Raw genomic sequence first — 14,623 nt, 5'->3', positions numbered from 1 at the left:
CGGGATGAGCCTGTTTGCACCTTCAGAAAACGCGGTAATCTGCGCCATCGTCGCATTACCGAGTTCTCTGAGGAGCAGGCATGACGCACTTTACGGGTACTGCAAAATCGATCCGGCTGATTGGCGGGGCCCCAGTATTGGACTTTATCAATACCACCAATGGCCGGCGCCCCGGTACCGCACTCAAGGCGGTAGAAGAACGGCTCACCAGTTTTCAGTTCTTCTTTGAATGGGCGTTACATGCCTCGCTGATCTCGGCCCAAGAGTTCGATGCCTACAAGCCCATGGTGTTTGAGTCGCCTATTTCCTATCGACCCGACCTGGACGCCATTCTTGCGTTCAGGGAGTGCCTGTACGCGGTGTTTTACCCGCTGTCATTGCACCAGGCTGCGCCGGATGAGGCATTGCAGCAGATCAACCACAGGTTCCAGCAGGGCGTTACCTGGCGGGTGTTGCGTTCGATTGACGGCAAGCCGACCTGGGCGTGGAAACCCTGCACCAGTGCGCAGGAACTGACCGCCATGTTGATGGGGCGTCTGGCCATCGAGGCCACGCAATTGTTGGTATCCGATGCCCTTTCGGGCTTGCGATGCTGCAGTTCCACCGATTGCGATTGGGTGTTTCTGGATATCTCCAAGAACAAACTGCGCAAATGGTGCCAGATGAGCGTGTGCGGCAGCCGCGAGAAGCTCAGTCGTCTCAAGCAGGTGGCCGGCCAGCCTCGGGTTTGAACCATGGGCCAGGCGCGACGGGTAGCAATTGCTCTGCTTAATAGGAAGCATTACTATTCACGCCCCCCGTCTGCGCAGTGCACCCGCGATGTCCCCTCAGCCGCCCCGCAGAACAGGCTTTTTCCAGCACTACGAAGAGTTGATCGGGACCTGGACGCGCCGCCTGAGAAACCGTCAGCAGGCCGAAGACCTGGCCCATGACACCTTTGTGCGGGTGCTTGAGTCCAAAGCCGACGCTGTCTCGCAACCGCGCGCCTATCTGCATCAGACCGCGCGCAATATTGCGGTGGACGCCTACCGGCGCGAAGCCCTCGCGTTGCAAGCTTTCGATCAGCGTTCGCCCCACAGCGGCGACCCGGAGCATTTCATGCACGCGGTCCAGTTGGCGGATTCCATCGAACGGGCCTTGGCCGAGTTGCCGCTCAACTGCCGCAGGATTTTCATCTGGCAGAAAATCGAGGGCCTGACCCAGCAGGAAATCGCCGAGCGCCTGGGCTTGTCTAAAAACATGGTGGAAAAGTATATGATCCGCACCCTGCGGCATCTGCGTGACCGCCTGGACGCAATGGCGCCATGACCCATGCCCGCTTTGAAACAGGACCTTCCATGATGGATAGCCGTATTCGCGACGAAGCCGCGCAATGGTTTGTACGCCTGCAAGCGGCTGACGTGAGCCATGAAGAGCGTCAGCGTTTCGACGCATGGCGTACTGAACGTCCCGAGCACCAATACGAGTTCGACGTGCTGCAAGGCCTGTGGAGCGCCACGGAATGGCTGCCCAAGGCCCGGCTGCAGGCATTGTGTGAGGCGCCCGCCGAGCAGCCCGGGCGGCGTGGGGTGTTGCGTTACGCGGTGGCGGCCAGTGTGGTTGCGGTTGCCCTGGGGTTGGGCCTCTTCAGCGGGCTGGATCATCCCAAGCCCTACAACGCCGAGTTCAGCACCCGCCTGGGGGAACATCGCCAGGTCGCGTTGCCCGATGGTTCGGTGATGGACCTCAACAGCCGCAGCGTCGTCGCGGTGCATTATGAAAACGGCCGGCGCGCTGTCGAGCTCAAGCAGGGCGAGGCGATGTTCAGCGTCGAGCATGACACCCGCCGGCCCTTTGTGGTCGCCGCCGGGGCAGGGCAGGTGACGGTGACCGGTACACGTTTTGACGTGCGCCGCGATGACGACCAGACCCTTGTGGTGGTCGAGGCTGGAACGGTCAAGGTGCAAGGGCGCTTGCCGGACAAGAGCGTGACGCTCACCGCGGGCCTGGGCACACACATTGATACACAGGGCCACGTGGTGGCCGCCTATGCGGTCAAGCCCGAAGAACTGACCGCCTGGCGCACCGGCAAGCTGGTGTTCAACAACGCCACCCTGGGTGAAGTAGCGCGGGAAGTCTCACGCTATCGCGAGCAACCGTTGCGGGTCAGCGCGGCGGCCGTGAGCAATCTGCGCTTGACCAGTGTGTTCAAATCCAACGACACCGAGGCCTTGCTCAAGGCCCTGCCACACATCCTGCCGGTCGCCGTACGCACCTTGCCGGACGGCAGCCAGGAAATTATTTCGCGCTGACATTCAGGTTTTTTTCGCGTTCTTCGTCTTCTTCTGCAACTGCAACTGGTTTGCATTAACAGCCGCGTACTCTTGCGATGACAGGACTAGGTTCGACGTGAAAAAACTCGCCGTGAACAACAAAAAAAATTCTCGCTGGGTGCCGCTGGCCCTGGCGCTCGCCGTCAGTGCCGCGCTGCCTTTGGCTGACGCTGCCGAGGGCATTCATATCCAGGCCCAGCCTTTGGGCGCAGCGTTGAGCCAACTGGGCCAGCAGACGTCCCTGCAAGTGTTCTTCAACTCCGATATGGTCGCGGGCAAGCTGGCACCGGCGGTAGACGGCAACCTTTCCCCCGAGCAGGCCCTGCATCAACTGCTACAGGGCAGCGGCCTGGACTACCAGCTCGATGCCGGTTCCGTGACGCTGCGCCCGCTGAACAACGGCAGCGCAGAGGTCGGCTCGCCGCTGGAACTGGACGCCACCCATATCAAGGTGGTGGGTGACTGGCTCGGCGAGGCCAACGCCGAAGTGGTACAGAACCACCCGGGCGCGCGTACGGTGATTCGGCGCGAAGCCATGGTGGAGCAGGGCGCGATGAATGTGGGGGACGTGCTGCGCCGCGTGCCCGGCGTGCAGGTGCAGGAAGCCAACGGCACCGGCGGCAGCGATATTTCCCTTAATGTCGGCGTGCGTGGCCTGACGTCGCGCCTGTCGCCACGTTCCACCGTGCTGATCGACGGCGTGCCGGCGGCATTCGCGCCGTATGGCCAGCCACAATTGTCGATGGCGCCGATTTCCGCGGGCAACCTGGACAGCATCGACGTGGTGCGCGGCGCCGGTTCCGTGCGTTATGGGCCGCAGAACGTTGGTGGCGTAATCAACTTCGTGACCCGTGCAATCCCCGAGACGTTCTCCGGCGAAGTCGGCAGCACCCTGCAAACCTCTGCCCATGGCGGCTGGAAGCACATCGACACTGCCTTTATCGGCGGCACCGCCGACAACGGCATCGGCGCCGCTTTGCTGTACTCCGGGGTCAATGGCAATGGCTATCGCAGCAGCAACAATTCCAACGATATAGACGATGTGATCTTCAAGACCCACTGGGCGCCGACCGACGAGGACGACTTCTCGTTGAACATCCACTACTACGATGCCAGCGCCGACATGCCCGGCGGCCTGACCCAGAAGCAGTTCGACGCCAACCCATACCAGTCGGTGCGCGATTGGGACAACTTCAGTGGCCGCCGCAAGGACGTGTCCTTCAAGTACATCCGCCAGATTGATGAGCGGACCCAGGCCGAAGTGCTGACCTACTATTCCGACAGTTTCCGCGGCAGCAACATCGCCAACCGCGACCTGAAGACCCTCGGCTCCTATCCGCGCACCTACTACACCTTCGGCATCGAGCCACGGGTCTCCCATGTGTTCGACGTGGGCCCCAGCACCCAGGAGGTCAGCGTCGGTTATCGCTACCTCAAGGAAGGCATGCATGAGCAAGCCACCAGCCTGAGCCTGGTCAATAACGTACCGACACCGGTTGGCCAGAGTGACGGCCATGTCTATCAGGATCGTACCGGTGGCACTGAAGCCAATGCCTTCTATATCGACAACAAAATCGATATCGGTAAGTGGACCGTTACCCCGGGCATCCGTTTTGAAGATATCCGCACCGAATGGCACGACCGTCCGGTGATTGCGTTGAACGGCACCCTTACCCAGGAAAAACGCCGCGAGATCCACAACAACGAACCGCTGCCGGCCCTGAGCGTGATGTACCACGTGTCCGACGCCTGGAAACTGTTCGCCAACTACGAGACCTCGTTCGGCAGCCTGCAGTATTTCCAACTGGGCCAGGGCGGCAATGGCGACCAGACTGCCAACGGCCTGAACCCGGAAAAGGCCAAGACCTACGAGATCGGTACCCGCTACAACGACCGCGTGTGGGGTGGCGAGCTAACGTTCTTCTACATCGACTTCTCCGATGAACTGCAATACGTCAGTAACGATGTGGGCTGGACCAACCTCGGCGCCACTCGGCACACCGGTATTGAAGCCTCGGCACACTACGACCTGTCGAACCTGGACCCACGCCTTGATGGCCTGACCGCCAATGCCGGTTTCACCTACACCAAGGCCACCTCCGAGGGTGACGTCCCCTTCAAGGGCCGCGACCTGCCGCTGTACTCCCGTGAAGTGGCGACCCTGGGCCTGCGTTACGCCATCAACCACTGGACCCACAACCTGGATGTGTACGCCCAGTCCGGCCAGCGCGCACCGGGCACCACCAGCACCTATGTCACCCAAGGCACGGCGGACGGTCAGTTCGGCGATATCCCCGGGTATGTCTCGGTCAACGTGCGCAGCGGCTATGACTTCGGCGAACAGTTGTCGAACCTGAAGCTGGGGGTGGGCGTTAAAAACGTCTTCGACCAGCAGCACTACACCCGCTCCAGCGATAACAATGCCGGGTTGTACCTGGGCGAGCCGCGTACGTTCTTCGTGCAGGCCAGCGTCGGGTTTTAAGCCCCACACGCTCGGAAAAAATCGCAGCTTTACCAGGGCTGCGATTTTTTTTGCCTGTTTCCTACACCTTAGTAGCGTGGATTGCTGAAGGATCAGGAACCGCTTCCGACAAATACGCCACACAGGGGATAGCGGCTGGGCTTCGACGCTACGTTGGAGCGACACGCTGAACATCGCGTCTACTGTAATGGAGAAACTTATGTCGGTATCGACGCTCGATACACCTGTAAATACCTCATCGAATCCCAATCTGTCGCGGGCCAGCACCGGGCCTGAAGCCAAAGCCAAGGGGCCGGCGCCTGCCGCACCTTCGTTCAAGGGGCACAACGCGACCCATGTGAATTTCCAGGCGCGGGATAACCACCGTGGGCCGGTATTCGGCAATCATCAACCGGCACCGGCCCATCAGCGTCACGCCAATCACTCTGGTCATCACTACGGCACGCCTGCGATGCCGGCCTTCCTGGATCAATTCAAACAGTGGCTGGGCCACTGTTTTGGCGGGCACCGGCCAAGCCTGCGTCCAGGCTGCAGCAACCCACCGCCAAGGCCGATGCCCGGCGTAAGCAACCCACCGCCACGGCCTTTTCCGACCATTGGCAGACCGTATCCGAGCCCGCCAGGCCGGCCTGATCCGCAGTATTCTCTGAAAAACAACGAAGATTTGGCCAAGCAGTTGCGTGACAATTTCAACGCCTTCATCGATCCCCGAAACCCGGGGGCTGTGACCATCGACAGCATCCATGCCATGGCAGGAAAAAGCTGGTCCTGGAACCCGGCCATGAATGAAAACATCCGCTTGGCCAACGAACTGCTACGGCGTCCTGATCTCCTGAATGCCCTGGATCGGCACAGCACCACCGGCGCACTGGACGGCCTGATCGACCGGCAAAACGTGAACCTGGTCATCAGCGGAGAAAACTACTTCAAATACAAGACGGACAAGGAGTTGGCCGCGGAGATGTACGAGCACTTCAATGACTTGAAGGGCGCGCCCTGGAAGCGAGAGCTGAACATCAGCGACCTGAAAAAGTTGGCCCGCCAACCCCTGACCGGTGATTCTCCCAAGGATCACCTGATCCAGTTGGCCCAGGAAGTCCTCAAGCGCAGTGATGCGTTGAAACGCATGGACCAAAACAACGACGGCCGTATCGGCCGGGATACGCTGTACTGGCTTTCCCGCTGACTGCCGCCCGGACGCCGAGATTGGCTCGCGGCGTCCGGGTCACGCAGGTCGACCTCGCCGGCTTTGATCAAACCGCTCGTTTTTCAGACTCCGAGTCAGGGCTTATCAATGACTTCAACCTCTTTCCAATCCCCTCACTCTGCCTGTCACGGTGCCTTTCGCAAGGTACATGAGGGCGACTCGCCAGCCGGGAGCGGCATGGCGTTGCAGGCCCCTCTGGTCCCGTCGGATGTGCACCAGGCCGAAGCTCGTCGAATGAAGGCCTTCGCTGATCAGCGTCAATTCCAGGCACCGGTCGCGGATGATTTTTCGCGGGGCATGCTCGCCGACGGGCATGCCCCGGGTGACGGCGGCAATTCGCTGAAACATAACGGGCTGCTCGACAGCCTGATGGCCTGGTGGCATCGCAAAGGGTGGGGTTGACCCTGGTGGGTGGTGGTGTTTTTACATGCTGTCATGGGTATTCGTCGATCACCCGGAACTGGCGGTTTTATCCAACCACATAGGGGTGCTTGCCCGAGTGAAGTCGATTCAATGAGTTCGGCCATCGTGCCGGCGATGACTCGCTGGGCTTGTACCTGAAAAGCCTTGGAGAAAAACCATGACAATCGAGGGTCTACTACCTCACCGTCGGCCCCAGGTCCTGGACGGACCGCCCGAACGATCAACGGCGCCATCCCCGGCGGCCCATCCTGACCTACGGGATGAGCAGCGCACGGGTCCCCCGGACGATTCACCCCGCCGGCCCTTGCTGTTGCGCGGAACATTATCCGTGCTGCATCACCGGACGTTGCAGAACCCAAACGTCGCGCGCACGAACCCTTCCGTGCCCGGTGCAACGTCGATGGACAGCCACCTGGCGACGGCCCTGGAGAAGTCCTTCGGCCTGCTGCACCCCTTCCTGCACGAAGGACGCCTGACCTGGTCGTCATTGCAACGGGTGGCCGCAGAGCCCATGGGGCAAAGCGAGGAGTTGGACCGCGCGATCCTGGTGGTCAGGGAAATGCTCAAGCGCCCGCGCTTGAGTGACGCGATCCTGAGCCGCGATGGCGATATCACCCGCGACAGCCTCAACGCGGCGGCCTCGGCATTGCCGGGCAACAGCTCGCCGAGCGTGTTCAGCCAGGACCCGTTCCATGCCCAGGGCAACGCCCAGGTGGTTCAGGCGCTGCAAGGTCAGTTCGAGCACTTGCGGGACAAGGCCCAGGATCGGACGTTTCTCTTCGAGCAGCACCAATATCTGGAGATCGCCAAGCTCAAGAGCGTCATGCAGGACCCGTACGACGTCGATCGCCAGGGCGCCCCCGTACTTGATCCCGCGACCGGCATGCCCCGGCCCAAATACAGTGAACTGTGTGTCTATACGGCGAAGAACATCCTGGAACGCCCGGGGTTGCTGCCGTCATTGGAGCGCGCGAACGGCACGCGACTGTTCGGTCCACCCCACAAGCAAGGCTGGCTCAGCAACAAAAGCCTCGACCGCTGGCTGGAACAGGACGAGGCACGCAAGGCGCGCTGAACGCCTTGCCTAGACCTTCAGCACTTTGCCGCTGACGGCCACCGCCGCCAGCAATACCGCGATCAGCACAAAGGCGGTGCTCAGGCTGCTGCCGTGGGCGATAAAACCGATCACGGCAGGGCCGGCAAGAATGCCGGCGTACCCCAAGGTGGTGATGGCCGGCACGGCAATATGTTCCGGCATGACCTGTTGCTTGCCGACGGCGGAATACAGCACCGGCACGATATTCGAACAACCGGCGCCCACCAGCGCATACCCCAGCAGCGCGGTTTCCCAGGCCGGGAGCAGGGTCGCCAGCAACATGCCGGCGGTGGCCAGCGCGCCGCCGATCACAATCACGCGGGTCGCGCCCAGGCGCCGGACGATGGCATCACCGGTCAGGCGCCCGGCGGTCATGGTCAGGGCGAACGCGGCATAGCCGAGGCCGGCATAGGCTTCGTTCAGGCCGCGTTCGGCGCTGAGGAACACCGCGCTCCAGTCGAGCACCGCGCCTTCGGCCAGGAACACGACAAAACACAGGCAACCGATAAACAGCACCACGCCATGGGGGATCGCAAAGGCCGGCCCTGAACTTTCACTGCCGTACGGCAGCAGATGGGGGCCAGCCTTGAGCAGCGCCGCCAGGGTCACGGCGATCACCACCAGGATCGCCAGCAGCGGCGACAGGCCCAGCCCCAGCAGCGCGGAAACGCCCGCCGCGCCGACGATCCCTCCCAGGCTGAACAACCCATGAAAGCCGGACATCAGGGTCTTGCCGCTGGCCCGCTCGACGATCACCGCCTGCAAGTTGACCGTGGAATCCACCGTGCCCAGGCCGGCCCCGAAGAGGAACAATCCTGCTATCAGCCAGGGCACCGAACTGACCGTGGCCAGCATCGGCAGGGCCAGGCAGATCAGGATCGTCCCGACGCTCAGCACACGCCGGCAGCCATAGCGCGAGGCCAACGCCCCGGCCACCGGCATGGCAATGATCGACCCCACCCCCAAGCACAACAGCAGCAGTCCCAGGGTGCCTTCGCTCAGTTGCGCACGGGCCTTGGCGTAGGGCACCAGAGGCGCCCACGCGGCAATGCTGAAACCGGCGATGAAAAACGCGACACGGGTCGACATTTGCTCCAGTCGCCCGGGAACCACGGGCGCAGAAGTGGGGATGGCAGTCATGAAAAATCCTTGGTCTGGCGTTCAACGAACGATGTCCGGCGCGACATCCTTGCACATCAGGCCGGGGTGAGCGAGCAGGGTTCCCCTGGGGATCGCCGGGTCTGAAGTTTATTTTTACAAACGCGGAACGCCAGCGACGTTGCCAGCCACACAGGGGTTATCGTTTCCGTAGGAGACGGTCTGGAAGGTGCGTAATCCCTGTGGGAACTGATGAACCCCAGGCTTCTTGCGGTGGATTACCACCTTCCAGGCCGCCTCCCACCGCCGGTGTGTTCTGTAATACATTGCTGAGCTTGTAGGCAGGCAACCAGACGGACGAACCGATGAATATGTACAGGCAGGTGGCGGCATGACCCTGTTCTACGACGCGCGGGGCAATATCTACGGGGTGGTCAGCCCGGCGTTTTTACGCACGCGCGGCATCGACGTGCCCGACCGTGCTGCCGACGCGGCGCGTGCACGCACGGCGTGGGCCGCGTCGGCCATCGCCAGCGAATGCGAATGGGGCTCGGCACCGCGCCCGGCGCAGGCCAAGGCTCACCGCTGCGATGGCCTGCTGGTCGGACCGTTCCAGGCTGAACAACCACCGTTTGACCTGTTGATCGTCAACACCGACGGCTCCCTGGCCGAGCGCAGTGGCAACGGCCTGACGATTTTTGCCCAGGCGCTCACCGACCAGGGCTTGATGCACGAGGCCTGTGAGTTGCGGGTGCATCACGACAAAGCGGATGCGCTGTCGCCGGTGGCGACGCGGGTCGAGCCTGCCGTCCATGAACACGTCGCGGGATTCTGGCTGGCGCTGGGGCTGCCCGCGTTCGGGCCGTCGGCGGTGGGCGCGCAGGACGTTGGTCGAACTTCGCTGGATGGCACTGAATTCAGCCACGTGCGCGAACTGGCGGCGATCGACCCGCAATGGGCACGCAGTCAGTTCGTGCGAATAGGCAATCCCCATTGTGTGACCCTGGTCGAGCAGGTGTCGGCGTTGCCGGACAACCTGCCGATGCAGCAGCCGACGCTGTTCGAGGCACTCAAGGCGATTGCCTTTGCGCCCCCGGCGGGAGACGGTCGCCCCTGCACGGCCGGGGTCAATCTGCAATGGGCGGCGCGGCAGGCTGGCAATCGCGTGATCGCACGGGTATTCGAGCGGGGCGAGGGGCCCACCGCGTCCTCTGGCACCAGCGCCAGCGCCGTGGCTTGTGCGGCGTGGCGTGCGGGCTGGGTCCAGGGCGGCGATGTCGCGGTGGTGATGCCCGGTGGCACCGCGCCGGTACGTTTGCAGGTTCAGGCCGAGACGCTGCTGAGTGTCAGCCTGTTCGGCACGGCCCGGCGGCAAACGTAGGGTGTTTCACACAAACTCCACCCGCGCCGGCTGACGTTTCATCAGCACCTTGCCGTGGCGAATCGAGTACAGCGGCAGGCCCTGGCTGCGAATCACCTCGTAGTCGCTGTCCGCCGAGAGGATCAACAGGTTCGCCGGCCGTCCGGGCTCCAGACCGTAGCGGTCGCCCAGGGCCATGGCCTTGGCGCTGTTGTCGGTGACCAGGTCGAGGGCGCTTTGCAGGTTGCGGTAGCCGAGCATATGGCAGATGTGCAGACCGGCTTCCAGTACCCGCAGGATGTTGCCATTGCCCAGGGGATACCAGGGGTCGACGATGGAGTCCTGGCCGAAGCACACGTTCATGCCGGCTTCCAGCAGTTCGTTGACACGGGTGACGCCACGGCGTTTCGGGAACGAGTCGAAGCGGCCTTGCAGGTGAATGCTTTCGGTCGGGCAAGAGACGAAACTGATCCCGGAGTGCCCGAGCAGGCGAAAGAGTTTGGCGCAGTAGGCGTTGTCGTAGGACCCCATGGCCGTGGTGTGGCTGGCGGTGACGCGGGCGCCCATGTCGCGGCTGCGGGCTTCTTCGGCCAGCACTTCGAGAAAGCGCGAGTGCGGGTCGTCGGTTTCGTCGCAATGCACATCCACCAGGCAGCCGGTGCGCTCGGCCAGGTCCATCAGGAATTTCACCGAACTCACGCCCTGGTCGCGGGTGTATTCGAAGTGGGGGATGCCGCCGACCACATCGGCGCCCAGGCGAATGGCTTCTTCCATCAACTGGCGGCCATTGCGATAGGACTCGATGCCTTCCTGGGGAAACGCGACGATTTGCAGGTCAATCAGGTGCGTGCTTTCTGCGCGCACTTCGAGCATGGCCTTGAGCGCGGTGAGGTCCGGATCGGTCACGTCCACGTGGGTGCGCACATGCTGGATGCCGTGGGCGGCGAGGGCCTGGATGGTCTGTTTGGCGCGGGTCTTGGTGTCTTCCTGGGTGATGGTGGCTTTGCGTTCGCCCCAGCACTCGATGCCTTCGAACAGCGTACCGCTCATGTTCCAGCGCGGCTCGCCGGCGGTGAGGGTGGCGTCGAGGTGGATGTGCGGTTCGACAAACGGGGGGATGACCAGGTTGCCGGCGGCGTCGAGGTCGTCGGCCCCCAGTACCGGCGTTACGGCGTGGGGCGTGATGCTGGCGATCCGGCCGTGTTCCAGGTGCAGATCATGCAGGCCTTCACGGTTGCGCAGGCGGGCGTTGATGATGTGCATGGGCAAGTTCCTCTTGGCTAAAGACAGTCAGGCAGACAGCCGCCAGATCATCAGGGCGATGCCGATGTCCAGGCGGTCATAAGCGTTATCCAGCGTCAGGCCGCACAGGGCTTCGATGCGCTGGACGCGGTGGGTCAGGGTATTGCGGTGTACGGCCAGGCGTTGGGCGGCGGCCACAAGGTTACCATTCTCGTGAAACCAGGCTTCCAGCGTCGGCATCAGGCTTGGGCCATGGTGCAGGTCGTGGCGCAGCAGCGGGCCCAGGCGTTCATGGAGAAACTGGTCGAGCAGGGCGCGATCGCGTACGCCGCTGAGCAGCTTGAGCACGCCCAGTTCGTCATACACGCACAGCCCGGCGCGTTCGCTGAAGCGTCGCGCCGCGGTCAACGCCTGGCGGGCCTCATCCTGCGCCTGGGCCAAGCGCCCGGGCGGATGCGCGGCGGCACTCAAGCCGATAAACAATTTAAGCGGCGCCAGGCGCAGGTTGAGCGGGTTCAACCAACTGGCCAGTTGCTGACGGTTGGCCAGGGCCGTGACGGCATCCGGGGCCGGCAGCAGCAGGGTCCATTGCCCAGCCCGCCCGAGCACCGGCAACACACTCGACAGCTGGCGCAGGCGCCGACTGATGTTGTCGTGTTGTCGGGCCAACTGGGCTTCCACCTGCGCCGCGTCGTCTTGGGCAAACAGCAACTCACTGCCTTCCAATTGCAGTTGGGCGACCTGCCAATGCCCGGTCAGCGCCAGGCCCAATTGCGCGGCGCGGTGCAGCAGCACGTCCAGGGACTGGTAGTCGCCGGTGAGCAACCGCTCCAGCACATCGTGCCGCGAGCGTCCCAGTTGCTCGGACTGGATCAAGGCCGAACCGATCGCCTGGGTCACCAGCACCATTTTCAGCGAGTAGGGCTGTTCGATCAGCGGCATGCCGGCGGCTTCGGCGGCATCCAGCAGGCGTGGGGGAATCGCCTGGATATACGCCGGCCCCGTCAGAATCACCAGGCCGGCGACCTGACGCTGGCAGGCTTCGTCCAGCAGTTGCAGGAGGTTGGCCTCATCCCGCGGGTGGTTGATGCCGGTGACGAACACCAGTTCACCCCCCAGCACCCATTCGGCGATGCCGCTGTTTTCCGCCACGTACGGCCAGCGCACTGGGTTATCCAGGCCCGCCGCGCCAGCGCGCAGGCGCATGGATTCGAGGCCCGGCAAGGCCAGTACGTCGGCGAGGGTCAGGCTCATGCCTGGGCGTCAGCCAGTGGCGCGCGGATGCGCAGGGCTGCGGTCAGCGCGATGTAGGTCAACGATGCGGCAGCGATCCCCACCAACGGCGCGACCCACGGCGAATTGAACGCCAGCACGGTGCCCACCCCATACGCCACCAGCCCCGGCCAGTTGAACGCCGGCAGGCGCGCATCGGCCAGGCGCGGGTACTGGCCGCGATAGCGGTAGAAGAAGTCCGCCATGATCACCCCGCCAATCGGCGGAATCACCGTGCCCAGCAGGATCAGGTACGGCACCAGCATGTCGTACATGCCCAGCAAGGCCAACAGGGTGCCGATCACCGCGCCGCCCAGGGTCACGGTCTTGCGGCGTTTGGTGCGCAGCAGGTTGCAGCCGGCCACGGCGAAGTTGTAGATGGTGTTGTCCTGGGTGCTCCAGATGTTGAGCAGCAACATGGCCATGGCCGCCATGGCGAAGCCTTGCAGCAGCAACACTTCCACCACGTCGGGCTGCTGATAGACGATGGCGCCATAGGCCCCGATCAGCACCATCAGGCCATTGCCGACAAAGAAGCCGATCAGGCTGGCCAGCACCGCAACCTTGGCCGAGCGGGAAAACCGCGTCCAGTTGGTCGCCTGCGTCGCGCCGCTTACAAAGGTGCCGAACACCAGGGTAATCGCCGTGGACAAGTCCAGCGCACCGCTCGGCACCACCGCCAGCAGCCCTTGCAGCCCACCGATCTTGACCGTGGCCACCCACATCGACAGAACCAACAGCAAGCCCATGGCCGGCACCGCGATGTAGGACAGAATCTCCAGCCCGCGATAACCCACGTAGGCCGTGGCGCAAAACAACAGGCCGAACAGCACCATCAACGCCAGCACGCTGCCCTGGCTCAGCTCGAAATATTTGCCCAGCACCACGGCGGCGGTGGCGGTGCCCCAGGCGTACCAGCCGATCTGGGTGAAGCCGAGGATCAAATCACTGAGCTTGCTGCCCACTTCGCCAAAACAGAAGCGCCCCATCAGCACCGAATTCAAGCCGCTCTTGAACGCGATGTAGCCCAGGCCCGCCGCGTAGATACCCAGCAACAGGTTGCCCAACGCCACCACGCCAAGCATGTCGATGAAACTGAACGCGACCCCCAGCTTGCCGCCGGCAAACATGGTGGCGGTAAAAAAGGTAAAGCCCAGCAGCACCATGGCGGTGGACGCCAGGCCTTTGCGCGCGTGCATGGGGACTTCGCTTAAGGGGTAGTCGTTGCCCGGATCTTGCTGCGTCATGTGCCTTGCTCCCTGAATGAGTGACGCAGGCCTATTGCACCGCGCGTGCCAAATCGGCGGCTGTGACGTGCGCACGGTCGGCGTTGTGCACGGTGCACAGTATTTATAGCCAAACAGGGGGAAAATGCCGGCGCAGGTGGTCGGGGTGCCCAATCGGGCACGAAAGCGGTGCAGTGGTGATACAAATTGGATCAGTCGAACAGCGTGCGGGTGATTTCGCCGCGATGAAAGGCAAAGGCCGCTTCCAGATCACTTTCGATGGTGCGCCCACGGGACAATGGCGGCAGGTCATTCAGCGTGAAAAAACCGACCTCGGTGGTCTCGGACCCGGCCATGGGCGCCGCGTGGTCCGTTCGCTCACAGAGGAAATACAACTTGTAGAAGTCCCGCACATCCGGCCGGTACAAGCCTTTGGCTTTGTGGGTCACGCTGTAGAGCGCACGCGCGGTCACGGTCAGCCCGGCTTCCTCACGAATCTCCTTGACGATGTTTTCCGCCGCCGACAGACCGATATCGGCATAACCTCCCGGCAACGCCCAACAGCCATCAGTGGCTTCGCGCACCAGCAGAATCCGCTCGCCTTCGATAACCGCGCCGCGCACATCGAGCATAGGCGTCGAATAGCGCGTCGCGAAATCCGACACCAGCCCGGTGATGCGTTCCAGCGGCACGTTGCCCAATTGCGCCAGCATGCTGTGGGCAATCTCGGCAATTTCTTCCAGGCGCTCACGCTCGAAATCATCGGTGCAAAAGTGCAGCCCCGTGGAGGCCAGCGCTTGCAAGCGCTTGGCCTGGGCCAGCCAGGTGTTTTCCATGGGAACCTCTTGGATGGGCGAGTGGTGTGCTGAGCGAAGGGTGCAATGGCGCCCACAAAAAAACCACCG

13 protein-coding genes are annotated in these 14,623 nt (G+C 62.9%); 8 read left to right on the top strand and 5 right to left on the bottom strand.

Going from position 1 to position 14,623, the window contains the following annotated elements:
- The first annotated feature begins 80 nt into the window (after window positions 1-80).
- The 7 genes from ACLH0J_RS23890 to ACLH0J_RS23860 all read left to right on the top strand — a co-directional run bounded on the left by ACLH0J_RS23890 (window position 81) and on the right by ACLH0J_RS23860 (window position 7,499).
- Window positions 81-731, top strand: a complete 651-nt coding sequence (locus ACLH0J_RS23890; protein ID WP_411389322.1) for a CGNR zinc finger domain-containing protein — start codon at window positions 81-83, stop codon at window positions 729-731.
- Between the two features lie 88 nt (window positions 732-819).
- The gene (locus ACLH0J_RS23885) at window positions 820-1,308 is read left to right on the top strand and encodes a sigma-70 family RNA polymerase sigma factor (RefSeq protein ID WP_411389321.1); all 489 of its coding nucleotides are present in this window, start codon (window positions 820-822) and stop codon (window positions 1,306-1,308) included.
- A 29-nt stretch (window positions 1,309-1,337) separates the two neighbouring features.
- On the top strand, window positions 1,338-2,291 hold the full coding sequence (locus ACLH0J_RS23880) for a FecR family protein (RefSeq protein ID WP_411389320.1): 954 nt from the start codon (window positions 1,338-1,340) through the stop codon (window positions 2,289-2,291).
- 97 nt (window positions 2,292-2,388) lie between these two features.
- Complete coding sequence (locus tag ACLH0J_RS23875; RefSeq protein WP_411389319.1) at window positions 2,389-4,794, top strand: TonB-dependent siderophore receptor; 2,406 nt, start codon at window positions 2,389-2,391, stop codon at window positions 4,792-4,794.
- A 199-nt stretch (window positions 4,795-4,993) separates the two neighbouring features.
- Entirely contained in the window at window positions 4,994-5,980 is a 987-nt protein-coding gene (locus ACLH0J_RS23870) for an EF-hand domain-containing protein (protein ID WP_411389318.1), read from the top strand.
- Between the two features lie 198 nt (window positions 5,981-6,178).
- On the top strand, window positions 6,179-6,403 hold the full coding sequence (locus tag ACLH0J_RS23865) for a type III secretion effector protein (protein WP_411389317.1): 225 nt from the start codon (window positions 6,179-6,181) through the stop codon (window positions 6,401-6,403).
- Window positions 6,404-6,824: 421 nt separating this feature from the next.
- On the top strand, window positions 6,825-7,499 hold the full coding sequence (locus ACLH0J_RS23860) for a type III secretion effector protein (protein ID WP_411389316.1): 675 nt from the start codon (window positions 6,825-6,827) through the stop codon (window positions 7,497-7,499).
- 9 nt (window positions 7,500-7,508) lie between these two features.
- On the opposite strand, the gene ACLH0J_RS23855 is transcribed toward ACLH0J_RS23860, so the two are convergent.
- Window positions 7,509-8,660, bottom strand: coding sequence for an MFS transporter (locus tag ACLH0J_RS23855; RefSeq protein WP_411389315.1), 1,152 nt, complete (start codon window positions 8,658-8,660; stop codon window positions 7,509-7,511).
- Between the two features lie 349 nt (window positions 8,661-9,009).
- Between ACLH0J_RS23855 and ACLH0J_RS23850 the strand changes: the two genes are divergently transcribed.
- A complete protein-coding gene (locus ACLH0J_RS23850) occupies window positions 9,010-9,999 on the top strand; it encodes a diaminopimelate epimerase (RefSeq protein ID WP_411389314.1) in 990 nt (329 codons plus the stop codon).
- Window positions 10,000-10,005: 6 nt separating this feature from the next.
- Here ACLH0J_RS23850 and codA read toward each other — a convergent pair whose 3' ends face one another.
- From codA to ACLH0J_RS23830, 4 genes are all read right to left on the bottom strand, one after another.
- The gene (gene codA, locus ACLH0J_RS23845) at window positions 10,006-11,241 is read right to left on the bottom strand and encodes a cytosine deaminase (RefSeq protein ID WP_411389313.1); all 1,236 of its coding nucleotides are present in this window, start codon (window positions 11,239-11,241) and stop codon (window positions 10,006-10,008) included.
- Between the two features lie 27 nt (window positions 11,242-11,268).
- Window positions 11,269-12,474 (bottom strand): PucR family transcriptional regulator, encoded by a 1,206-nt coding sequence (locus ACLH0J_RS23840; RefSeq protein WP_411389312.1) that lies wholly within the window; start codon window positions 12,472-12,474, stop codon window positions 11,269-11,271.
- A complete protein-coding gene (gene codB / locus ACLH0J_RS23835; protein WP_411389311.1) occupies window positions 12,471-13,739 on the bottom strand; it encodes a cytosine permease in 1,269 nt (422 codons plus the stop codon). Before codB ends, ACLH0J_RS23840 begins: the two co-directional genes overlap by 4 nt.
- Window positions 13,740-13,930: 191 nt before the next feature.
- A complete protein-coding gene (locus ACLH0J_RS23830) occupies window positions 13,931-14,554 on the bottom strand; it encodes an NUDIX hydrolase (protein ID WP_411389310.1) in 624 nt (207 codons plus the stop codon).
- Window positions 14,555-14,623: the final 69 nt, after the last annotated feature.

The sequence above is a fragment of the Pseudomonas sp. MPB23 genome, from assembly GCF_046605395.1.
In the GTDB taxonomy this organism is placed as follows: domain Bacteria; phylum Pseudomonadota; class Gammaproteobacteria; order Pseudomonadales; family Pseudomonadaceae; genus Aquipseudomonas.
Note: the sequence above shows the minus strand (reverse complement) of the source record. Positions and strands in the feature narration are given on the sequence as shown.

Excerpts from the sequence above, each read along its gene's own strand:
- ACLH0J_RS23850 (WP_411389314.1), top strand. The coding sequence starts at position 9,010 with ATGACCCTGTTCTACGACGCGCGGGGCAATATCTACGGGGTGGTCAGC.
- codB (WP_411389311.1), bottom strand. The coding sequence starts at position 13,739 with ATGACGCAGCAAGATCCGGGCAACGACTACCCCTTAAGCGAAGTCCCC.
- ACLH0J_RS23880 (WP_411389320.1), top strand. The coding sequence starts at position 1,338 with ATGATGGATAGCCGTATTCGCGACGAAGCCGCGCAATGGTTTGTACGC.
- codA (WP_411389313.1), bottom strand. The coding sequence starts at position 11,241 with ATGCACATCATCAACGCCCGCCTGCGCAACCGTGAAGGCCTGCATGAT.
- ACLH0J_RS23865 (WP_411389317.1), top strand. The coding sequence starts at position 6,179 with ATGGCGTTGCAGGCCCCTCTGGTCCCGTCGGATGTGCACCAGGCCGAA.
- ACLH0J_RS23855 (WP_411389315.1), bottom strand. The coding sequence starts at position 8,660 with ATGACTGCCATCCCCACTTCTGCGCCCGTGGTTCCCGGGCGACTGGAG.
- ACLH0J_RS23830 (WP_411389310.1), bottom strand. The coding sequence starts at position 14,554 with ATGGAAAACACCTGGCTGGCCCAGGCCAAGCGCTTGCAAGCGCTGGCC.
- ACLH0J_RS23885 (WP_411389321.1), top strand. The coding sequence starts at position 820 with ATGTCCCCTCAGCCGCCCCGCAGAACAGGCTTTTTCCAGCACTACGAA.
- ACLH0J_RS23890 (WP_411389322.1), top strand. The coding sequence starts at position 81 with ATGACGCACTTTACGGGTACTGCAAAATCGATCCGGCTGATTGGCGGG.
- ACLH0J_RS23840 (WP_411389312.1), bottom strand. The coding sequence starts at position 12,474 with ATGAGCCTGACCCTCGCCGACGTACTGGCCTTGCCGGGCCTCGAATCC.
- ACLH0J_RS23870 (WP_411389318.1), top strand. The coding sequence starts at position 4,994 with ATGTCGGTATCGACGCTCGATACACCTGTAAATACCTCATCGAATCCC.
- ACLH0J_RS23860 (WP_411389316.1), top strand. The coding sequence starts at position 6,825 with ATGGACAGCCACCTGGCGACGGCCCTGGAGAAGTCCTTCGGCCTGCTG.